The following is a 20,748-nucleotide window of genomic DNA, read 5'->3' as shown; positions in this document are numbered from 1 at the left end:
TTACGCAGGGAAAGACCATCTCGCTCACGCAGGACCCGCCTGTGCGAGACGCCCGCCTTGGCGCACCATTTCGATCCGTGTCGCGGCACCGGTACGATCATCGGTTTCAACATAGAGCCCTGAGAGGGTGGCCTCTTCCATCGCGGGGGTGAAACGCCCCTTGACCATGCCGGTCACAAAGCGCCGCATTGGCTCAGCCTTCTCCATCCCAATCACGGAGTTGTAGTCGCCACACATGCCAGCGTCTGACAGGTAGGCGCAGCCTTGCGGCAAAATCATCGCGTCGCTTGTGGGAACATGCGTATGGGTGCCCACGCAAACACTGGCGCGCCCGTCACACCAATGTCCCATCGCCATCTTTTCGGACGTAGCCTCGCAATGAACATCAACCAAAGAGGCTTGCACTAGACCGCCGCGCGGATGAGTTTTCAGAACCTGTTCCAGTTTGCCGAACGGGTCTTCGAACGGGCGTTTCATGAACACCTGCCCCAGCACTTGAGTGACCAAAATCTTGCGCCCGCGCCCCGCCTCGAAAATTCCATGGCCTCGTCCGGGCGCGTCCTTGGCGAAATTGATCGGGCGAATGATGCGAGGTTCTTTTTCGATGAACTGCAACATCTCGCGCTGGTCGAACGCGTGGTCGCCCAAGGTCAGGCAATCGGCACCGGCCTCCAGCAAGGTTGTCGCATGAGCAGCCGTCAGCCCTGCGCCCGAACTGGCGTTTTCGCCGTTCACAACAACGAAATCCAAGCCCCAATCCGCACGCAACTTCGGCAAGCGGTCTACGATAGCCGCGCGACCGGCGCGCCCCATCACATCTCCGAGAAACAAAATCTTCATGACCGAGACCTAGGACGATTGCCTTTCGGGCGCAACACACCCTCATCCGTTACGATGGCATCCAAGGGCTGATCCGTCTGCTCAAGCGGGATGTCGTCAGCCTCTTGCGCGGCAAACGCGTAGCCCAGCGCGGTGACTTCGCCCCTGGATCGCAAGCCTTGAAGCGTCCGGTCGTAAAAGCCGCCGCCATATCCAAGCCGCCCGCCCCGTTGATCAAACGCCACGAGCGGCACAATCAGCAGCTCTGGAACAACAAGCTCGGCCTTAGCTGGCACAAAGGTTCCAAAGCCGCCTTCAACCATCTCACAGCCGGGCTCCCAGCGATGAAACTCTAACGGTTCGCCTTTCGCTTTGATCACCGGCACACTCACCGGCCCCCACGCAGCCATTGCGGCCATAACCGGCACTGGGTCCACCTCTGTGCGAATAGGCAGATATCCCGAAATCGCTCGGCCTTTGTAGGGCAGCACCGCTTCTAGAAGATGCGCTATCGCCGCCGCATCGCGCTCGGCCGATTTCGCGTCTTTGCGACGGGCGAATGCGGCTTTGCGTGCGAGAGCTTTTGCTTGGGTCAGATCGTCCATATTGATGTTGTTGCCTGATGCATCCCTCTTGGCAAGTCCCTGCTCGCAAGCCTATCGTATTCCCATGAACCTTCTGAGATTAGATCACCTTGCTCTGTCCGCCGAGACTTTGGATGCGGGTCGGGCGCATGTGGAACACGCGCTTGGCGTGGAGTTGACCACGCGTGGCGAGCATCCACAGATGGGCACGCATAATCGTTTGCTATCCCTTGGACCTGATGTCTATTTCGAAGTAATCTCGATCAACCCCGACGCACCAGCGCCGGATCGTCCGCGCTGGTTCAACATTGACAGTTTTTCTGGGCCTCCACGACTGACCAATTGGATTCTTGCAACCGACGACCTGAATGCTGCATTGGAAGCGCTTCCGTCGGGCTTTGGCGTCCCGATGTCTTTGCAGCGTGGCGATTTTCGCTGGTCTATGGCAATTCCTGATACTGGCATCTTGCCATGGGGTGGTTGGGCGCCCGCGTTGATCCAGTGGCACGGGGAGAAGCACCCCGCGCCCAAGCTTCCGGATCAGGGTGTCCGACTGGGCTCTTTCGTGCTTCATCACCCCGACGCTGGCGAGCTAGCAGCGACCCTTGCGCCGCTCCTGCCGCGCGACACGGTTTTGTTCGAAGAAGCCGGGACGCCAAGCATTTCTGCGAGTTTTGACACCCCGCAAGGGCGACGTACACTTACATGATCAGGATTCGTGCCGCGCAACCCGCCGATGCCGAAGGCATTCTGGCAATCCTCAACCCGATCATCTCTGAAACGACGATCACTTTTTCGCCAACACTCGCGACGTCGGCGGATGTGAAAAGCGGGCTGCGAGAGCATGCGCAGCGCGGCGATCCTTACTTGGTCGCCGAGAAAGAAGGTGCGGTCTTGGGGATAGCCAAATACGGCCCGTTTCGTTCGGGCGAAGGCTATGCCAAATCTGTCGAAATCACCGTTCATCTGGCCCCAGACGCCCGTGGTAAAGGGATTGGACGCCTTTTGGTCGAAAATTTGGAAACTCATGCGCGCAACGCCGGCAAGCATAGTTTGATTGCCGGAGTGTCCGCCGAGAACCACGAGGCAGAAGCATTTCACACAAAACTTGGCTTTACCCGCGTCGGGTTAATCCCGCAGGTCGGACACAAGTTTGGCCGATATATCGACCTTTTGCTCATGCAGAAATTTGTCTGACAAGCTGAACCGCATCGTTTAGTATGTTGGCCATGTCGGTTTGGACTCGCATATCAAACGCACTCGCGGCATTGGCGTCCGGCGAAAGCCTGTCGTCTGTTTTCGAGCACCTGCGCACCCCTCCGGAGCGGCGCGTTGGCTTCACCATTGCAGTTATCGCCCTTGGGGCAAAAATGGCAAAGGCTGACGGACGTGTCACACGCGATGAGGTTACTGCGTTTCGGGAGGTATTTACCATTCCCGAAAAAGATGAGGCACAGGCAGCAAAGCTGTTCAATCTGGCCCGACAGGATGTCGCCGGATTCGACGACTACGCCCGCAAAGTTGCGGCGATGTTTGATGACAACCACGCATCGCTTTACGACTTGATGGAAGGATTGTTCCACATCGCGGTTGCGGACGGGAATTACCACCCGTTGGAAGATGACTTCCTGATGAGTGTCGCGCAAATCTTCAAGATTACCGATCAAGAGTTCCGCTGCCTTCGGGCGCGTTTCGTGCCAGATGCAACGCCAGATCCCTATGCCGTCCTGGAGGCCTCGCCAGAAATGGCGCTCGACGACATCAAACGGCGCTGGCGACAATTGGTCAAAGACAGCCACCCGGATGTGATGGCCGCGCGAGGCGTCCCGCGTGAAGCGGTAAAAATGGCCGAAAAGCGCCTGATCCGCATCAACGCCGCTTGGAACGAAATCTTGGCCGAACGCGAACCTGTTGCATGAGGTTTGCGACCTATAACGTAGAATGGTTCACCTATCTTTTCGATGACAAGAACGATTTGGTTCAGAATGGCACCTGGTCGTCACGCTACAATGTAACCAAAGCGATGCAGGCGCAGGCCTTGGGGCTAATCTTTCAAGCGATGGATGCCGATGTCGTCATGGTAATTGAGGCGCCGGACAGTTCGCCGTCCCGGTCCGGTCGCGTCGCGCTTGAGAATTTTGCAGAGCATTTTGGCCTACGCACGACGCAAGCCTTGGTCGGTTTTGCCAATGACACTCAACAAGAAATCGCGCTGCTCTATGACCCAAACGTCGTGACCGCCATTCATGACCCGCGCGATTCCGAGGCAGCGCCGCGCTTTGACGCCACCTTTCGGATGGATCTCGATATCGACGCCAAAATGGATGACGTCGTGTTTTCCAAGCCTCCCTTGGAGGTCGCGCTGACTACCAAAACGGGCGCACAGGTGCGGCTGATCGGGGCCCATTTGAAGTCGAAGGCCCCACATGGGGCGCGAAACGACGCGGATGCGATGCGCATTTCGATCGCCAACCGCCGCAAGCAACTGGCGCAGTGCATCTGGCTGCGCGCGCGGGTGAGCGAGCATTTATCGGCCGGAGAGTCAGTTATGGTTTTGGGCGACTTCAACGACGGCCCGGGGCTTGATAGCTATGAGAAGCTTTTTGGCCGCTCCGGCGTCGAGATCGTGCTGGGGCAAACCGACGATCCGCTTTTGACGCTCACCGACCCGCACGCCCAAGCTGTGATGACCCACCCGTTCGGCGCGCGCCCTACAACGTCGCGATTTTATGTTAAGCCAGAGAAGCGATACCTGAACGCTTTGCTTGATTACATCATGGTGTCGGCCGATTTGGCCGCCAAATCGCCGAACTGGCACATCTGGCATCCGTTCGATGACCCCAACTGCTGGGGCGTCCCAGAGTTGCGCGAAGCCCTGCTGATGGCGTCCGACCATTTTCCTGTGACTTTGGACATTGACCTATAGGGTTTGAAACACAGCGGGACAAAGCCCATATTGGTTGAATGAAACTACGACATGTCATCTGGGCCATTTCTCTTTCCACCCTGCCCACCACCGCGCAGGACAAAGAAGCGCCGTTCGGGCTGGGCGATCTGGCACCATTGGCCGAGAACTTTCGCGAGTTCTTCGAAGGCTTCGCGGAAGACATGATGCCGCTGATGGAACAGCTGTCCGACAAGATGTCCGACCTGAACGCCTATGAAGCCCCCGAAGTGCTTCCAAACGGTGACATTCTCATTCGCAAGAAGCCAAAACCTGAACCGGAACCGGATGCAGAGCCTAAGGCCAATCCCGATGGCAGCATTGACCTATGAGGAGATTTTTTGCCGCTGGCCTGAATTTCCCTCTTGCAGGTCACGCGCACCGTCGCTAAATCACGGCTCACCAAAGGACGCGGGCGTAGCTCAGGGGTAGAGCATAACCTTGCCAAGGTTAGGGTCGAGAGTTCGAATCTCTTCGCCCGCTCCATTTGGTCAAAAGAAAAAGCCTCGGCGAATGCCGGGGCTTTTCTGCATTTTGCGTTTGCCGAAGGCGTTTGCTCAGGCTGCCAGCACATGCGCAATAGCGCCCGACACAGTTTCACGCGCCGCGCCGCCGTAACCGTTCGGGTTTGATCGCAACTCGGGGAAGATTGCGAACAACTCCTCTCGGGCTGCATCGTGGAGGCCCGGCAAACTGTAGTCACCCGGTTGGAAGCTCTCGCTGGGCACACCATCTGCGGTGATGATTTGGTGCCGATCAAACATCACGTGGAAATATCGGACCGGACCCTTTGGCAATTGACGCACCGTAGTACCGTTCACCAAATGGCGCGCCGCGATCAGCACCTCGTCCTGTGCGAAGTATAGTTGCGCCAAGTGGCTATCATGGAGCAGGCGATGCTGCCGAGAAACACGCATGACCCGCTTATTCCCGATAGCGCCAGCGGCGAACTCCACTGGGGCATGCTGGGCATTTGCGACCATCTGGCGATGGCCCACCCACCGGATCGGCTGGGGGCCTGCGTCGCGCGTGAGTACCATGTCGCCGGGGCGCAAGGCTTCGACGGGCCGCAGACCGCTCAGCGTTTCAATCATCGCCCCCTGACAAAAGCAAATTGGTGCCGCATCAAAGGTAACAAAGGCACTGTCGGTGTTCCCGTCCGTGTCCGACACCGTGTAGCTGAACGATGTGAGGCCGGTTTGTCCGCCCGTGTTGACCAGTGTGATCGTGCCATTCGGGTTAAGCGTCACCGTTTGACCGGTATTTAATGTGACCGTTTGCCCTGACGTTACCGCCACGCCATTAATCTGGGTGATTGTCAAAATCTGCCCGTTCGGATCAGAGTCATTTGACAACACATCCACGGTCTTGGGGTTGCTTCCCCAAGTCTGGATGCCAGTATCATCAGCTGCAATTGGATCGGTGTCGGTCGTGTCGGGCACGTTGTTGGACGCAATGACGATCGCGCTGTCGTAAGACGCGTCGCCTACATCGGCAATTCCGATAAGCAGTGTCTGCGCCACGCCCGGCGTAACTGGGATATCCATAGACAGGGTAACTGTGAATCCGTCCATCTCTGTCGCATAGGCACCGCCACTATTGTCGATGTAGAGGTTGGGGTTCGCGCTGTCGAATTGCCCGTTGCCCGGATTGGGGTCATTGGCTTCCGACCCATTCGTTGGGTTCGAATTGCCGGCATCATTGATCCCATTCACCGAAATTTCGCCCGACCCGACAGAGATCGGCTGCGTCACACCATTCAGTTGAACCAGAGCGATGTCGTTGAAGTTCGAATAGACGTATTCGTTGTATTCTTCGGAATAGAACCGAAACTCAATGTTGAGCGATGTCTGCCCGGGCTCCGGCGTAAAGTTGATCTCCAAATAGGACGCATCGAACGTCCCTGAGCCAAATGGCGTGCTGTTGTCGATGCCGGCGGTGTTCGCGCTGGTGCTTCCAGAGTTGTTGTTGCCGCCGCTTGCATTGGCAAACGTCGACACGTTCCCGGTCGAGAAAATGACACCAGAATCCGATGGCAGAACTCCGGGGTTGGTCGTGTCGCCGGCGGTGTACGTCCCGGAAGAACCTGCGGCACCAGAATAGGTAGCGGTGTTTATGGTAAAACCCGCCCCCAAAATCTCTGACGCCATCGCCACAGCGCTGGCAGTTGTATCAGCATTTAATGCCGCCATCTCAACACGCTCTTCTTTCCGTCGTTGCTCTGGCAAAAAGCGTGCGTGCGTGTTCGAAATATGGCCTTAGCTTGCGCTTTTTACGGCCCGTCCCTTAAACACACCAAATATGGGTAAAGATTGAATAAATTCCCCCTTAACTGTGCCTGAATGACCTCATTCCAAATGGGTGGTTTCGACATTTTCGAAACATTTGGATTGCCACGTTTCACGCCCTATTGGCCTTCACCACCCGCCTGCGTATAAGGCAGTGAAACGCCCGAAGGAGAGCCCCATGCGGACCGCCAAAATCAAGCGCAGCACGGCTGAGACCAGTATTTCTGTCGAGATCAATCTCGACGGCACCGGCCAGTATGACAACACAACGGGCGTCGGCTTCTTTGACCACATGCTGGATCAACTGTCGCGCCACGCATTGATTGACATGACAATCCGCGCCGAAGGCGACCTTCATATCGACGATCACCACACCGTTGAAGACACTGGCATCGCCCTTGGGCAGGCCTTGTCCGAAGCGTTGGGCGACAAGCGCGGCATCCGCCGTTACGGCGAATGTCATCTTGCTATGGATGACGCGCAGGTGCGCTGCGCGCTGGATTTGTCCGCGCGCCCTTATCTGATCTGCAATTTGGACATTCCAACGCAAAAGATCGGCACGTTCGATACCGAACTTGTGCAGGAGTTCTTTCAGGCCCTGTCAACGCATGGCGGCATCACATTGCACATTGATCGCATCCACGGCTTCAACAGCCACCACATCGCGGAAGCGGCGTTCAAAGCTGTGGCACGTGCGTTGCGCGTCGCGGTTGAAACAGACCCGCGCAAATCGGAAGACGTGCCTTCTACTAAAGGCATACTTTGATCGCCGATTCAGGCGATCTGGGCCCAACACACACTAACGGAGCACCGGCATGCTGACCGTCCTCGTAGACTATGACAGCGGCAATCTTCACTCTGCCGAAAAGGCGTTCCAGCGCATGTCCTCCGAGGTAGATGGCGGGGATGTCATTGTGTCATCTTTGCCCGAAGACGTGGCACGAGCCGACCGCATCGTGCTGCCGGGCGATGGGGCGTTTCCGGCCTGCCGCAACGCCCTGACCCGCGACCGCGCTGCGTTGTTCGAGGCGATTGTGGCCGCCGTGATCGACAAGGCCCGCCCGTTCATGGGTATCTGTGTGGGCATGCAAATGATGGCCACGTGGGGCCGCGAATATGAAGACACCAAGGGATTTGACTGGGTCGGTGGGGAAATCGCGAAGATCACGCCCTCGGACCCAGTGTTGAAGGTGCCGCATATGGGCTGGAACGATCTGGTTCTGGACCCATCCGCAACAGCTCATCCTGTTTTAACCGGCATCAGAACCGGCGATCATGCTTACTTTGTGCACTCCTACAGCTTCCGCGTCGCTGATGCGGCGCATCGTCTGGCGCATGTTGAATATGGCGGGGACATCACGGCCATCGTGGGCCGTGACAATATGATCGGGATGCAATTCCACCCAGAAAAGAGCCAAACGACCGGCCTCAAGATGATTGCCAACTTCCTGAAATGGGCGCCGTAAAGTTACCAGTTCATAGCAAGCAACGGGACGCCACGTACTTCGTTATCGGCCAGTATCTGGAGCCACCCGTCAGCCCCAGCCAGCGGAATGGCCACTTCGACTGGGGAGCACCCCATCGAGACCAGCCCGACACCTATCAAAATCAAAAAAAGTTTCATTCAATCCTCCCGATATCCGGCCTTTGCAGGACCTGCGGAGATATTCAGGTGCGGAAGATAAGAATCTGTGAACCAGACACAAAAAAGGCCGAAGTATTCTCCGGCCCTTTCTTCGAGTAATAATGCCAGATCTTACTTGATGCGTGTCCAAGTCTGCTTGGAGCACAGCAGCCCGCCTGCAATGCAGCCCGCAAGTTTCAAGCTGTTTGCAGAAAGATCAATCTTCCCGATATAGATCTTGTTGTTAGACGGGCGCCAAACCTTGCCTTCGTATTTGCCACCCCCGACCGGTTTCATGGACTGCACAATCTGTTTGCCGAGATTTGGCGACTTGTACTCGCCAGTGTCGTTGAAGGTCCGCGAGATCGTGCCACAGATAGCGCTGCCGCATTCCTTGATTGTCACATGGGCATAGGCCCCGTCGTCAACTTGTGTCTTCCAGATGCCTTCGGCCGGATCGGCCATGGCCTGCCCCGTGAACGCCAAGGCGAACGCGGCCGCGAATTTAAGTGATTTCATAGCTTCCTCCCTATTTCCAAGAGCATCGTGCGAAATCCGCAGCGCAAATCAAGCGTGACGTTGGGGCGCGGATGTGGAATAGACCCCGCAAATCCAGCTTGAATGAAGGCCTGCCGCTATGATCCTGTACCCTGCAATCGACCTCAAAGACGGCAATTGCGTCCGGCTCTACAAAGGAGAAATGGAACAAGCGACGGTCTTTAACGACAACCCGGCCGCACAGGCGATGGCGTTTGTGAACGCCGGTTGTGAATGGTTGCACTTGGTTGACCTGAATGGCGCCTTCGCGGGCGAGCCGGTAAACGGCGCGGCGGTTGATGCGATTTTGGAGCAAACGAAAGTCCCGGCTCAACTGGGTGGTGGCATCCGCGATATGGCAACAATTGAACGCTGGTTAAATAAGGGTCTGGCCCGCGTTATCCTTGGGACAGTCGCAGTTGAGGATCCAGACCTTGTGCGCGAAGCTGCGCGCGCATTTCCGGGTCAAGTTGCAATTGGGCTGGATGCCCGCAACGGCTTCGTCGCCACACGCGGCTGGGCGGAAGAGACAAATATCGAGGTCACCGACCTGGCGCGGCAATTTGAGGACGCGGGCGTGGCCGCGCTGATCTACACCGATATCAATCGCGATGGGGCTATGCAGGGCCCGAACGTCGAGGCCACAGCCGCATTGGCGCGCGCCGTGTCTATCCCCGTCATTGCTTCGGGCGGCGTATCATCGCTGGACGACTTGCGTGCGCTGAAAGCAACTGGAGCTCCCTTAAATGGCGCGATTTCAGGTCGCGCACTCTATGATGGCGCAATCGACCTGAAAGAGGCGCTGGACCTATTGAAGGCCTGACGCCCTATTGCGCGGCCGCCGCAGTAAGTTTTCCAAGCGCCCCTTGCATCATTTTTACGAAAGGAGCGTCGCTTGGGATGTCGAGGCCTGACAGCATCTCTACCGGATCCTCGTAGATCAGGACCGAGCCCCCAGCCGCTTCATGCACTGCGACCTTCAACGGCAGGTAAAGAGCCGCGCGAATATCAGCGTTCATTGCGGGCGTTCCGAGCTTTGGGTTGCCGAAAATCAGCACTTGGGCTGCAGGCATCTGCAGATCGGCAGTTGCTGCTCCGGCTTGATGATCCACCCGCGCAAAGACGGTCGCGCCGGCTTGACCAACGGCCGCCTCCAGCGCATCCATCGTTGCCGCTACGGGCTTGGCGGATTGTACGGTGATCAACTCGGCATATGCTGGCATCGCAGCACTCACCAAAAGAACTAAAGTCAATGCTATCTTGCGCATGGTCGGACTCCTCTTCAATCAATTGCCCACACAACACGACACCCGCGCCGGACAGGCCAATCACATCTCTGGCATCGGCGGTCGAATGCCGCTAAACCTGCGTCGCAAACCGGAGCCTGCCTGATGCTGAAAACCAGAATTATCCCCTGTCTCGACGTCAAGGACGGACGCGTGGTCAAGGGGGTGAACTTCGTCGACTTAATCGACGCCGGCGATCCGGTCGAAGCTGCCAAGGCTTATGACGCGGCGGGCGCGGATGAGCTTTGCTTTCTGGATATCAACGCGACCCACGAAAACCGCGGCACCATGTTTGATGTTGTCACCCGCACTGCGGAGGCCTGTTACATTCCGCTGACCGTCGGCGGCGGCGTGCGCACGCATGAGGACGTGCGCAAACTGCTCTTGGCGGGTGCCGACAAGGTCAGCTTCAATTCGGCGGCTGTCGCCAATCCAGATGTCGTTGCCGAGGCTGCGGACCGCTTTGGGTCGCAATGCATCGTTGTTGCCATCGATGCCAAAACCGTCTCGCCCGGAAAATGGGAAATTTTCACCCATGGAGGACGCAAGTCGACCGGGATCGATGCTGTCGAGTTCGCCAAAACCGTGGTGGCCAAAGGCGCGGGAGAAATCCTGCTGACGTCGATGGACCGAGACGGCACACGCTCTGGCTTCAACCTGCCATTGACGCGCGCAATCGCGGATGCCGTTTCCGTCCCTGTGATTGCGTCCGGTGGCGTCGGCACACTGGACCATCTGGTCGATGGCGTGGTCGAAGGCCATGCGGATGCTGTTCTTGCGGCTTCGATTTTCCACTTTGGAGACTTCACCATAGCTGAAGCCAAGGTCCACATGGCCAAGGCAGGGCTGAACATGAGGCTGGACGCATGACACTCAACGAGTTGGAAGACATCATCGTTTCGCGCAAAACGGCTGATCCCGATAGCTCATGGACGGCCAAGCTGTTGGCCAAAGGTCCAGAGAAATGCGCCGAAAAATTTGGTGAGGAAGCAATCGAAGCAATCATCGCCGCAGTCAAGGATGACCGCGACAACCTGACTTCTGAAGCCGCCGATGTGCTCTACCATCTGCTGGTGATGCTCGCCTCGCGCGATGTGGCCTTGGCAGACGTGATGGCGGTTCTGAACGCGCGTACGCAACAGTCCGGCATCGCGGAAAAGGCCTCGCGCAGCTAGCCAGTCAACGCATCCAGAGTTTGGCGCGTTTGATCTGGTTGCGGATCGCCTGTTCTCTGCGGGGTAAGTTAGTGCGGTCAAACATGTCGCGCACTTTCAGGCCCTTCTGCTGGTAGACCATCTTCCGGATCGGCTCGTATTGTTTGAGCACCTTCTTAAGCTTGTTTGGTGCAAGAACCTCTTCCAACACACGCACAACTTCGTCCCGTTCGCGCGCATACAACAACGGCAGAACGCGGTAGTGCGAGGTCACTTCATGGTCCAGCATGTCAGATACCTCCGGCACACGACCGCCACCCAAGGAATGGATCGTCAACGGCAAAGCGACCTGATCCAGCCAAGGCTTCATCTCTTGGCACACAAGCTCTTCGGGCGGATCGTCCCGAATGGCACGGGCATATTCCAAGAAGCGGTCCCCAAACTCTTTGGGGCAACGGTAGTAGAAAAACCCTGCATTAAAATAGAGGTAGCGGCGCCAGTATTCATCGGGGTAGCTCGTATCGAGCGAGCTTTCGAAATCGAGCCCGAATTTTTTATAGAGCGAGCCCCAGATCTGGTTGTAGCCCGGACCGTATAGTTCGAGCTGGGGCCACGTGTTCTCGCGCTTCATCGACGCGGTGGGTCGATCAAAATCGAATGGAACCTTGCTCAGATCGCCCGTGATCAGTGTGTCAGTGTCAAGAAACAGAAACGGCTCGCCCTCAGGCAGTACCTTCAATGCTTCGATCTTGTTTCCATAGGGATAGCCGCACCCGAAAATCTGGTTGTCAAACGGCACAATCTCCACCCCGAGGGATTGAAGCGCGTCGCGCACATCATGGTTCGCCATCCGCGGATCTGCGTCCCAACGATGGTTAAATTGCGGCTCGGCGACGATCACGCGCCCTTTAAAATCGGGATTGGTATGGCGAAGCGACGCCACCAGCGTCAGCGCCTCGAATTGTAGGCGCCCACCCTGCCCCACCATCATAATGTTAAAGATCTGCGGCTTGACGGGTTTGGCCTTCTTGGGCTTCGCCCTTTTCGGCGCGGTTTTGCTGCTCTTTGCCATGTCTTCTCTTCTTTTACTTGCAGTCAGCATAAAGCCAAAGATGGTCCGCCGGAAGCCATATGGACGACACCATGGGAAAAGTTTGCGTCAATCTCACTTCTCGCGCGATACTGTGGTTAGTTCAGTCGTTCGGAGTACAGAGATGCGCGTTCTTTACCTTTCCCTTGCCCTGCTGTTGCCGCTGCCCGCTACTTCGCAAGATTTCACGACCTCCGCGGGAGTGAAGCCGATCCTGGAGCTCATCCGCCCGCAATGGATCGCGATCCGGCCCTATAACGGTCAAGACCTGCTCTACATGACGACGCTGCTCACCTATCGGTGTGGCATTGAACAGATCCGGTTTTCCTACAATGGCGGCGCGCTACAAGTTTGGGACGGCGAGCCGTGCTATCGCGATGAGGCATCCCCGATGGCGCTAAAGCTGGAAACCCATCTACCCTACGCAGTCGCACCGCTCGAGAGCTTGCAAACGGTGACGATTAATCTGCTGTTCGATGATGGGTCAATCATGGAGCACAGCTACACGCGCAAAGAAGTCCAGATCAACTGACGAGGTGCGAAACGATGACTAAAGTGGTTGATGTCACAATCCAACCGGTCCACAGCGCGAGAAGCTAGAGTTAAGTGGTGGGCGACCCTGGAATCGAACCAGGCGTGCGTCTCCGCGAGGGAGTTACAGTCCCCTGCCACACCTTGCGGCCTGTCGCCCACTGGCGGGCTGGATATAAGTCATCCCCTGCCCCGTCAACATCAAAACACCCGCACGCTTGCGCTTTTCTCTGTCAGATGATCTAGACCACCTTATGAAGCAGAAAAAACCCACTTGGGTCATTCAGAAAGAGCGCGACCGCCGCGCAGCAGCCGCCGAGACCGTTTGGCTCTTTGGCCTCCATGCCGTGCGCGACGCATTGTCTAATCCCATGCGCGAACGACTGCGGTTGGTGGTCACCAAAAACGCTGCCGACCGTCTGGCCGAGGATATCGCCAAATCTGGCATGGAGCCGGAAATCAGCGACCCGCGCAAATTCTCAGCGCCGATTGATCCGCAATCGGTTCATCAAGGCGCAGCTCTTGAGGTTAAGCCCCTTGATTGGGGTAACTTGACTGATCTTTGTGCGCCACGGGGACAGAACTCTCGCGTTGTGTTGCTGGACCGCGTTACAGACCCGCACAACGTGGGCGCGATCCTGAGGTCCGCCGAGGTGTTCGGTGCTCGCGCGGTGATCGCCCCGCATCGTCATTCTGCGCCGGAAACAGGAGCTTTGGCCAAAACCGCTTCCGGTGCCCTAGAACGCCAGCCTTACCTACGCGTCAAGAACCTTGCCACTACGATGGAGGCCTTGCGCGAGATGGGCTACCACCTTGTTGGCCTGGATGCGACCGGCGACACCAGTCTTGAGGGCATCGCACAAGACCAACCGATCGCCTTGGTCCTTGGCGCGGAAGGCCCCGGCCTGCGTGATAAGACCAAGGAAACCTGCGACACACTCGCCAGAATCGACCCCGCAGGCGATTTCGGATCGCTTAATGTCTCGAATGCGGCGGCGGTCTCCCTGTATGCAGTTGGACGCCCCAACTAAGAGACAGCCATGCGCCCGAACATCAAAATTGCGACCTGTTGCTATTGCGGCAGCCGGACGATGTTGAAGCCAACCGCACGTGACGGTCACGAATTGGCATGCGGACGTTGCGGCGCACCTTTGCACGAAATGAAATGGCTGAAATCTCCGGAGCTATCTCGCCCCAAGCCAAGCCCTCTCACACGTATGATCGCCACCAAGAGTGCCGCCCACTCTCGCAAACAACGGCCGCGCAAACCGCTTTGGCGTCGTGCCATTGAAGAGGTTTGGGACGAGATCGAAGACATATTCGATTAGTTCACGTTTTTGTAAGAAAGCTGGAAAACCATCAAGTTCACACCCATTTCATAGTCATGGGCAGCGCACCGGAACTGCGCGCCCAACTACACTGTCCCTCGTTCCGTGACTGCGCCCATGGCCCCCGCCATGGGCGCTTTTTTATGCTCTTGCCTCTGCTGCACGCCACCCACATAAATCGGCTATGGAGTATAGCGACGCGCATCTAAGCAAGATTTTGAAGACGACGAAGGTGATCGCCTGCGTTGGCGTCTCCACCAATCCAGTGCGGCCCAGTTACTACGTGGCTCGATACCTGACGCTGAAAGGCTTTAAGGTGATCGGGGTAAATCCGGGCCATGCAGGAAAGATACTTTTCGGCCAAACAATTGCTGCAAGCCTGAGCGATATCCCGAAGGATGCTGCCGTCGATATGGTCGATATTTTCCGCCGTCCCGATGCCGTTCCAGCTATCGTAGACGAAGCGCTTTCAGTGTTTCCAGTACTTCGTACAGTTTGGATGCAGATCGGGGTGACACATGTCGCGGCGGCGTCCAAGGCGGAAGCCGCAGGCGTTACTGTCATTCAGGACAAATGCCCCAAAATCGAATACCAACGCCTGTTCGGGGAGTTGCGGATGGGCGGTTTCAATACCGGCGTGATTTCGTCGAAGCTGTGAGCTAGCCGGCAAATACACCTGACAGATCGCGAAAGCCTTTGATCTCGATCGGATTGCCCGCCGGATCGCGGAAGAACATCGTCCATTGCTCCCCTGGTTGGCCCTCGAATCGAACAGAGGGCGCCAAAACCCAATCCGTCTCCGCCGCTTCCAACCTGTCAGCAAGCGCGCGCCAATCGTCATAGGGCAGCACCAAGCCCAGATGAGGCATCGGCACCATGTGGTCCCCAACCTTGCCGGTTGGCGCGTTGGCAAACGGCTCCCCAAGATGCAGAGAAAGCTGGTGCCCGAAGAAATCGAAATCGACCCAGGTCTCGGTGGACCGCCCTTCGGTGCAGCCGAGCAGGCCACCGTAAAAGGCGCGGGCGTCGTCAAGGTCGGTGACGTGATAGGCCAGATGAAACGGTGTCAACATGATCATGATTTACATACCATTGTCGCAGCCCTGCCAACCCTCTACTGTCTCCTCCAGCACTTAATCTCACGGAGACCTCAATGTCTGACCCTAAAAGCTACGGCTTTGATACACTGCAAATTCACGCTGGCGCACGTCCAGACCCCGCGACCGGCGCGCGTCAGACGCCGATCTACCAAACCACGGCCTATGTGTTCCGCGATGCCGAGCACGCCGCCGCTTTGTTCAACCTGCAAGAAGTGGGCTACATATACTCCCGCCTAACCAACCCGACCGTTGCCGTGCTTCAAGAGCGCATCGCAACGCTTGAGGGTGGCGTCGGCGCGGTTTGCTGCTCTTCCGGTCACGCGGCCCAGATTATGGCGCTGTTCCCGCTGATGCAGCCGGGTTGCAACATCATCGCGTCAACACGTCTCTATGGCGGCACGGTCACGCAATTCTCGCAAACGATCAAACGCTTCGGCTGGGAAGCCAAGTTCGTCGACATGGACGATCTGGATGCTGTCAAAGCCGCTGTCGACGGCAATACACGCGCCATCTTCGGCGAGGCGATTGCCAATCCCGGTGGCTACATTATGGATGTGCGCGCTGTGGCGGATATCGCGGATGAAGCTGGCATTCCGCTGATCATCGACAACACCACAGCCACGCCATACCTGTGCCGCCCGATCGAACATGGTGCGACACTCGTTGTTCACTCGACCACCAAGTACCTGACCGGCAACGGCACCGTCACGGGCGGCTGTGTCGTCGACAGCGGGAAGTTCGACTGGGCAGCGTCCGGCAAGTTCCCATCCCTATCCGAGCCAGAGCCTGCTTATCACGGCCTCAAGTTCGCAGAAACTTTCGGCCCGCTGGCCTTCACCTTCCACGGCATCGCCATCGGCTTGCGCGACTTGGGTATGACCATGAACCCACAAGCCGCGCACTACACGTTGATGGGGATCGAGACCCTGTCGCTCCGGATGGATCGGCATGTATCCAACGCCGAAGCAATCGCGCAATGGCTCGAAAATGATCCGCGCATCGACGCGGTGACCTATGCGGGCTTGAAATCATCGCCTTATTACGACCGCGCTCAAACCGTCTGCCCCAAAGGCGCAAGCGGTTTGTTCACCTTTGCGGTGAAAGGCGGATACGAGGCTTGCGTTAAGCTCGTGGACAGCCTTGAGATCTTTTCTCACGTGGCAAACTTGGGCGACACACGCTCCTTGATCATCCATTCGGCATCCACTACTCACCGCCAGCTTTCAGCTGAGCAGCAAGATGCCGCCGGTGCATCGCCCAACATGGTGCGCGTCTCAATCGGCACTGAGAACGTTGAGGATCTGATCGCAGACCTTGATCAGGCACTGGCAAAAGCAACAGCCTAACCCAGTTCCGCCCCCGACACGACCTGTCGGGGGCGGTTTAACTTTCTTCCGTCTCCAATGTGATATATCCTTGGCGTATCGGATGCCTTCGCTCTGATATTGCTGGATAACTGACGAGATGGCTCGCCCCGCATGACACCAAATTTTGCCCTCAACCTTTCTGAGGACGGTATCGTCCTTTTGCACCGCCACGTGTCCGGTGAAGGTTGGGTCGAAGTTGGTCAAGCGCCGCTTGATAGTGCAGATTTGGGCGCCGCCCTGTCAGAGCTTCGAGACAAGGCCGAGGCGATCGAAGGGCCCGACTTCAAGACCAAACTTGTTCTGCCGCCGTCTCAGCTGCTCTACGCAACTATTGCAGTCGACAAGGATCTAAAGGCCGATGTCGAACACGCCTTGGAAACCCGCACGCCCTATACCGTCGACCAGCTGAACTATGACGTCTCCGGTGAAGCCCCGGAGGTCAAAGTTGTCGCCGTCGCGCGAGAAACACTTGAGGAGGCCGAAAGCTTCCTAGGCCCTTACGGCTTCAATCCAGTCGGGTTCACCGCCCTGCCCGACCCCGAATATTTCGAGGGCGAGCCCAATCTCGGCCCGCTGCCTTCCGTCGGCGGCAACGGACTTACACCGGATCAAACGCCAATTCGCGTGCTGACTCAGGAAGAAGCCGAGGCTCTCGTGGTCGCTCCGCCTGAGCCTGAAATTGAAGAACCGCAGACAACGCCAACGGATGCCGAAGTGCCCGAGCTGGAATCAAAGCCGGAACCTGAACCGCAAGAAGACATTCCAAGCCCTGAGCCGTCGGATAACTATCCCGAGCCAGACCCTGAACCCATTGCAGACATCAAGCCGCCGGCTGAGCCTGAATTGCCGGTCACGCCGCCTGCTGCCTTCTCCTCGCGGCGCAAACCCAGCTTGGGGCCTGCGGACAGCGCTGGCGATCTGGTCACCTCACGCGCGCCAAGGATTGCCATTCCTACCGAAGAGACGCGCGCGCCTGCTGCACCGAAGAAAAGCGTTCGTGTAGAACCGCGTATCAAAACGGGGGATGCGGCAAAGAAAAAGCCCGCGCCGCCAATTGTGCCGCCCCCTACAGTTGCAAAAGCGATTGCCGACAAGATCGAAAAAGCGGAGCCGAAATCGTCGCGACTGGGCAGAGGTGTCGCCGCATTGCGCACCAAAGCGAAGAAGGTCACAGACCGCCCTTCGAAAGCGAAACCCGCGAATGTTTCACCCGACCGGCCCGACCCCATTGCAGAGCTGGCGGCCAAGCAAGCCGCTGGCAAGCCGCGCTTTTTAGGACTGATCCTGACAGCGATCTTGTTGGTTGTGCTGCTGGTTTTCGCGGCTTTGTCCTCCTACCTGTTGCCGGAGAACGCGGTCAGCAAGCTGTTCGGCGGCGGCGATCCCGACGCAGAACAAGTCGAAACGGCCGTGACTGCTCCTGTAGAGCCAGAGCTTGAAGATGGCGAGCGTCTGGCGGCACTTCCCCCGGTCGTTGACGTTCCCGCATTCTCCGTCCCGTCCGAGGAAGAGTTGGCTGAGGCGGAAACGCCCGAACCAGAAATCCTCCTTTTGCCGAGGATGAGCGAAACCGAAGCCGAAACCGCTTATGCGGTTTCAGGCATTTGGCAGATGGCACCGGATCTACGCGCTGAAATGACCCGCCAAGACCTTGACGATCTGTATGAAAGCTCGCTCGATCCTGCGATTGCGTTTGAAGACGCTCCGGCCTTGGCCAGCTTTGATGCTGCAGCGCAGGCGTTGGATTTTGCAGAACCCGCCGCGCCGCCACCCGCAGCTATTCTCTTCAGCCTAGACGAGCGTGGCCTCGTTCGCCCCACGCCGGAAGGTGCAGAGAACCCTGATGGGATCATGGTATTCTTGGGCAAGCCGCCTGTCCTCCCCGAACGCCGCCCGCAGGGTTTGACGTCCGATGCGGCTGTCCCGCAGGCCGACCCGGATGTGGCAATCGCGGAACCAGACGCCCCCGCCGCAGATGCTCGGCTTGCCGGGTTCAAGCCAAACCAACGCCCAAGCGATTTGCAGGAACGCTTTGAGCGCGCCAATCAAGCGGGTCGCACCCGTGCGGAACTGGCCAAAATTCGCCCCGTGATCCGACCAGAGTCCGCGCAAGCGCAGGCGCGCGAGGAAGCCATCGCGAAGGCACTTGCGGAGGCCGACGCAGACGCGCAGGAAGCCGCTGCCCGCCAAGCAGCCGAGGCTGCGGCACAGGCAGAACTGGACAAACCCACAGCTCAGGCCGTCGCGCGGTCTTTGCGCCCGGGCAGCAGGCCGCGCAATTTTGAACGTGTGGTCGCCCGCGCCCGCCAAGTGCCGGAGGCGGATCGCAATCCAGCCGCTGCTGCCTCCACCGCAGCCGTCGCACGCGGCACCGGTCCCGCGGTGGCTCGTAACAGCCGTGCCGCGCCCACCGGCACCACACGCGCTTCCGTGGCGCGGGCTGCAACTGACAATAATGCAATTGCATTGGGCAAGGTCGCTTTGGTCGGTGTGTTTGGCACCTCCTCCAATCGTCGCGCTTTGGTGCGGATGCCAAACGGGCGTTTCAAAAAAGTTGGCGTCGGGGATCGCATCGACGGCGGTAGAATTGCCGCGATTGGTGAAGGTCAGCTGAAATACACCAAGGGCGGGCGCACTGTGACGTTGCAAATGCCGAAAGGCTAGACGAGCAGCGCCGCCGCAAGCCCGAGGAAAGCAAAAAAACCGACAACGTCTGTCACAGTCGTCACGAAAGCTCCCGATGCCAAAGCAGGGTCAACGCCCAACTTTTCAAGGCCAATCGGGATCAAGATGCCAGCCAAGGCGGCCACCACCATATTGACCACCATAGCGACAGCAATCACGGCCCCTAGCATCGGAGTCCCGAACCACAAGACGCCGACGATCCCCATGATCACCGCAAAAATGATCCCGTTGACCAATCCCGCTAGGGTCTCGCGACGAACGACGCGCCAAAGGTTGGAGCCTGTAAGGTCCTTGGTCGCAAGCGCGCGCACAGCGACGGTCAGCGATTGCGTGCCTGCGTTTCCACCCATGGAGGCGACGATAGGCATCAGCACCGCCAAGGCCACAATCTGAGCCAGAATGTCCTCGAACTGCGAGATCACGACACTGGCAAGGATCGCAGTAAACAGATTTACGCCTAGCCAAGGCAAACGCTGCCGCACGGTTTCAAGTGTGCGATCAGACAGGCTTTCTTCGCCGCTCACACCTGCCAAGCGCATGATGTCTTCTTCGGCTTCGTCATCAAGCACGATCATCGCGTCGTCGATGGTAATGACCCCGACCAGCCGGTCATCTTCATCCACAACCGGCGCCGAAATCAGGTGATATTGGTTGAACGCGTAAGCCACGTCTTCTTCCGGTTGGGTGACCGGAATAGTGCGAAAGCTGTCTTCAATGATAGAAAGTAGCTTGGCCGCTCTGGGGCTACCCAGCAGCTTGCCCAACGTCACATAGCCGGTGGGATGATAGCCCGGATCGACCAGAATGATGTGGTAAAACTGCTCTGGCAGATCGTCTTCGCGACGCAAAAAGTCGATCGCCTCGCCGACGGTCCAGTGCTCCGGCGCGACGACCAGCTCCCGTTGCATCAGGCGACCGGCGGAATATTCTGGGTAACTTAGCGCACGCTCGACCGCAACACGATCCGCGTCTTCCAGCGCGCCAAGGATCATCTCCTGCTGGTCGTCCTCGAGATCTTCGACGAGGTCCACCACGTCGTCCGATTCCATTTCACGAACGGCTTCGGATAGGACACCAGCTGGCAGGAAGTTGATAACTTCTTCGCGCAGGTTGTCATCGAGTTCCGACAGGATTTCCCCGTCGATCCCCATCGACCACAGCCCCAATAAGGCGCGCCGCTCGCCAGAGCTTATTTGTTCCAGAAGGTCGGCGATGTCGGCGGGGTGCAGCGGATCCAATGCCGCGTCGATCGCAAGCGCGTCCATCCCTTCGATCGCCTCGCGCACCGCGGAGATCGTCGAGCGTTCCAGCTTATAGTCGCCTTCTGCTGCCTCGGGCAGCTCTGCTAAATCATCTGTCATGACGTGCAAGCTCCCTTGGGCTAGACTTCGGATGATCCGACTCTTAACGG

The 20,748-nt window shown here is 57.8% G+C and carries 25 protein-coding genes and 2 tRNA genes; 17 read left to right on the top strand and 10 right to left on the bottom strand.

Annotation, left to right across the window (positions count from 1 at the left end):
• Positions 1–24: 24 nt before the first annotated feature.
• Entirely contained in the window at positions 25–840 is an 816-nt protein-coding gene (locus BM352_RS08425) for a TIGR00282 family metallophosphoesterase (protein ID WP_090215186.1), read from the bottom strand.
• Positions 837–1,424, bottom strand: coding sequence for a 5-formyltetrahydrofolate cyclo-ligase (locus tag BM352_RS08420; RefSeq protein ID WP_090215183.1), 588 nt, complete (start codon positions 1,422–1,424; stop codon positions 837–839). Before BM352_RS08420 ends, BM352_RS08425 begins: the two co-directional genes overlap by 4 nt.
• A gap of 64 nt (positions 1,425–1,488) precedes the next feature.
• On the opposite strand from BM352_RS08420, the gene BM352_RS08415 reads away from it, so the two are divergent.
• From BM352_RS08415 to BM352_RS08390, 6 genes are all read left to right on the top strand, one after another.
• A complete protein-coding gene (locus tag BM352_RS08415; protein ID WP_090220013.1) occupies positions 1,489–2,112 on the top strand; it encodes a VOC family protein in 624 nt (207 codons plus the stop codon).
• Positions 2,109–2,600, top strand: coding sequence for a GNAT family N-acetyltransferase (locus BM352_RS08410; RefSeq protein ID WP_245780942.1), 492 nt, complete (start codon positions 2,109–2,111; stop codon positions 2,598–2,600). Before BM352_RS08415 ends, BM352_RS08410 begins: the two co-directional genes overlap by 4 nt.
• Positions 2,601–2,632: 32 nt before the next feature.
• Positions 2,633–3,322, top strand: coding sequence for a molecular chaperone DjiA (locus BM352_RS08405; protein WP_090220004.1), 690 nt, complete (start codon positions 2,633–2,635; stop codon positions 3,320–3,322).
• Positions 3,319–4,329 carry an endonuclease/exonuclease/phosphatase family protein gene (locus BM352_RS08400; protein ID WP_090215173.1) on the top strand — a complete coding sequence of 337 codons (1,011 nt, stop codon included), beginning with the start codon at positions 3,319–3,321 and terminating at the stop codon, positions 4,327–4,329. The genes BM352_RS08405 and BM352_RS08400 overlap by 4 nt, the downstream gene beginning before the upstream one ends.
• Positions 4,330–4,367: 38 nt before the next feature.
• Positions 4,368–4,679, top strand: coding sequence for a hypothetical protein (locus BM352_RS08395; RefSeq protein WP_090215170.1), 312 nt, complete (start codon positions 4,368–4,370; stop codon positions 4,677–4,679).
• Positions 4,680–4,758: 79 nt separating this feature from the next.
• Positions 4,759–4,833 (top strand) — tRNA-Gly (locus tag BM352_RS08390).
• A gap of 71 nt (positions 4,834–4,904) precedes the next feature.
• Here BM352_RS08390 and BM352_RS08385 read toward each other — a convergent pair.
• Positions 4,905–6,539, bottom strand: a complete 1,635-nt coding sequence (locus BM352_RS08385; protein WP_090215166.1) for a Hint domain-containing protein — start codon at positions 6,537–6,539, stop codon at positions 4,905–4,907.
• A 274-nt stretch (positions 6,540–6,813) separates the two neighbouring features.
• On the opposite strand from BM352_RS08385, the gene hisB reads away from it, so the two are divergent.
• Positions 6,814–7,401: an imidazoleglycerol-phosphate dehydratase HisB gene (gene hisB, locus BM352_RS08380; RefSeq protein WP_090215162.1), complete on the top strand. Its 588-nt coding sequence runs from the start codon at positions 6,814–6,816 to the stop codon at positions 7,399–7,401.
• Between the two features lie 49 nt (positions 7,402–7,450).
• A complete protein-coding gene (gene hisH, locus BM352_RS08375; RefSeq protein WP_090215157.1) occupies positions 7,451–8,101 on the top strand; it encodes an imidazole glycerol phosphate synthase subunit HisH in 651 nt (216 codons plus the stop codon).
• A gap of 2 nt (positions 8,102–8,103) precedes the next feature.
• Here hisH and BM352_RS18955 read toward each other — a convergent pair whose 3' ends face one another.
• Entirely contained in the window at positions 8,104–8,259 is a 156-nt protein-coding gene (locus BM352_RS18955; protein ID WP_175500650.1) for a hypothetical protein, read from the bottom strand.
• Between the two features lie 132 nt (positions 8,260–8,391).
• The gene (locus BM352_RS08370) at positions 8,392–8,778 is read right to left on the bottom strand and encodes a DUF2147 domain-containing protein (protein ID WP_090215152.1); all 387 of its coding nucleotides are present in this window, start codon (positions 8,776–8,778) and stop codon (positions 8,392–8,394) included.
• A gap of 118 nt (positions 8,779–8,896) precedes the next feature.
• On the opposite strand from BM352_RS08370, the gene hisA reads away from it, so the two are divergent.
• Positions 8,897–9,619, top strand: a complete 723-nt coding sequence (gene hisA, locus BM352_RS08365; RefSeq protein ID WP_090215148.1) for a 1-(5-phosphoribosyl)-5-[(5-phosphoribosylamino)methylideneamino]imidazole-4-carboxamide isomerase — start codon at positions 8,897–8,899, stop codon at positions 9,617–9,619.
• Between the two features lie 4 nt (positions 9,620–9,623).
• Here hisA and BM352_RS08360 read toward each other — a convergent pair whose 3' ends face one another.
• Positions 9,624–10,064 (bottom strand): DUF302 domain-containing protein, encoded by a 441-nt coding sequence (locus BM352_RS08360; RefSeq protein WP_090215145.1) that lies wholly within the window; start codon positions 10,062–10,064, stop codon positions 9,624–9,626.
• 123 nt (positions 10,065–10,187) lie between these two features.
• Here BM352_RS08360 and hisF point away from each other — a divergent pair, with 123 nt between their 5' ends.
• Positions 10,188–10,952 (top strand): imidazole glycerol phosphate synthase subunit HisF, encoded by a 765-nt coding sequence (gene hisF / locus BM352_RS08355; RefSeq protein ID WP_090215141.1) that lies wholly within the window; start codon positions 10,188–10,190, stop codon positions 10,950–10,952.
• Entirely contained in the window at positions 10,949–11,257 is a 309-nt protein-coding gene (locus tag BM352_RS08350; protein WP_090215138.1) for a phosphoribosyl-ATP diphosphatase, read from the top strand. Before hisF ends, BM352_RS08350 begins: the two co-directional genes overlap by 4 nt.
• A 4-nt stretch (positions 11,258–11,261) precedes the next feature.
• On the opposite strand, the gene BM352_RS08345 is transcribed toward BM352_RS08350, so the two are convergent.
• Positions 11,262–12,308 carry a hypothetical protein gene (locus tag BM352_RS08345; protein WP_425434517.1) on the bottom strand — a complete coding sequence of 349 codons (1,047 nt, stop codon included), beginning with the start codon at positions 12,306–12,308 and terminating at the stop codon, positions 11,262–11,264.
• A gap of 142 nt (positions 12,309–12,450) precedes the next feature.
• On the opposite strand from BM352_RS08345, the gene BM352_RS08340 reads away from it, so the two are divergent.
• Positions 12,451–12,858, top strand: a complete 408-nt coding sequence (locus BM352_RS08340) for a hypothetical protein (RefSeq protein ID WP_090215133.1) — start codon at positions 12,451–12,453, stop codon at positions 12,856–12,858.
• A 75-nt stretch (positions 12,859–12,933) separates the two neighbouring features.
• Here BM352_RS08340 and BM352_RS18950 read toward each other — a convergent pair.
• Positions 12,934–13,017 (bottom strand) — tRNA-Tyr (locus BM352_RS18950).
• A gap of 94 nt (positions 13,018–13,111) precedes the next feature.
• On the opposite strand from BM352_RS18950, the gene rlmB reads away from it, so the two are divergent.
• From rlmB to BM352_RS08325, 3 genes are all read left to right on the top strand, one after another.
• The gene (gene rlmB, locus BM352_RS08335) at positions 13,112–13,888 is read left to right on the top strand and encodes a 23S rRNA (guanosine(2251)-2'-O)-methyltransferase RlmB (RefSeq protein WP_090215130.1); all 777 of its coding nucleotides are present in this window, start codon (positions 13,112–13,114) and stop codon (positions 13,886–13,888) included.
• Positions 13,889–13,897: 9 nt separating this feature from the next.
• Positions 13,898–14,185, top strand: coding sequence for a hypothetical protein (locus BM352_RS08330; protein ID WP_090215126.1), 288 nt, complete (start codon positions 13,898–13,900; stop codon positions 14,183–14,185).
• A 184-nt stretch (positions 14,186–14,369) separates the two neighbouring features.
• Positions 14,370–14,843: a CoA-binding protein gene (locus BM352_RS08325; protein ID WP_090215123.1), complete on the top strand. Its 474-nt coding sequence runs from the start codon at positions 14,370–14,372 to the stop codon at positions 14,841–14,843.
• A gap of 1 nt (position 14,844) precedes the next feature.
• Here the strand turns inward: BM352_RS08325 and BM352_RS08320 are convergent, their stop codons facing one another.
• On the bottom strand, positions 14,845–15,258 hold the full coding sequence (locus BM352_RS08320; RefSeq protein ID WP_090219999.1) for a VOC family protein: 414 nt from the start codon (positions 15,256–15,258) through the stop codon (positions 14,845–14,847).
• Between the two features lie 80 nt (positions 15,259–15,338).
• Here BM352_RS08320 and BM352_RS08315 point away from each other — a divergent pair, with 80 nt between their 5' ends.
• Positions 15,339–16,631, top strand: a complete 1,293-nt coding sequence (locus tag BM352_RS08315; RefSeq protein ID WP_090215118.1) for an O-acetylhomoserine aminocarboxypropyltransferase/cysteine synthase family protein — start codon at positions 15,339–15,341, stop codon at positions 16,629–16,631.
• A gap of 132 nt (positions 16,632–16,763) precedes the next feature.
• The gene (locus BM352_RS08310; protein WP_090215115.1) at positions 16,764–19,316 is read left to right on the top strand and encodes a hypothetical protein; all 2,553 of its coding nucleotides are present in this window, start codon (positions 16,764–16,766) and stop codon (positions 19,314–19,316) included.
• Here BM352_RS08310 and mgtE read toward each other — a convergent pair.
• The gene (mgtE, locus tag BM352_RS08305; protein ID WP_090215111.1) at positions 19,313–20,698 is read right to left on the bottom strand and encodes a magnesium transporter; all 1,386 of its coding nucleotides are present in this window, start codon (positions 20,696–20,698) and stop codon (positions 19,313–19,315) included. The genes BM352_RS08310 and mgtE overlap by 4 nt on opposite strands.
• Positions 20,699–20,748: the final 50 nt, after the last annotated feature.

It is taken from the genome of Litoreibacter janthinus (assembly GCF_900111945.1).
Taxonomy (GTDB): Bacteria; Pseudomonadota; Alphaproteobacteria; order Rhodobacterales; family Rhodobacteraceae; genus Litoreibacter; species Litoreibacter janthinus.
This window is presented reverse-complemented; position numbering and strand designations above follow the sequence as displayed.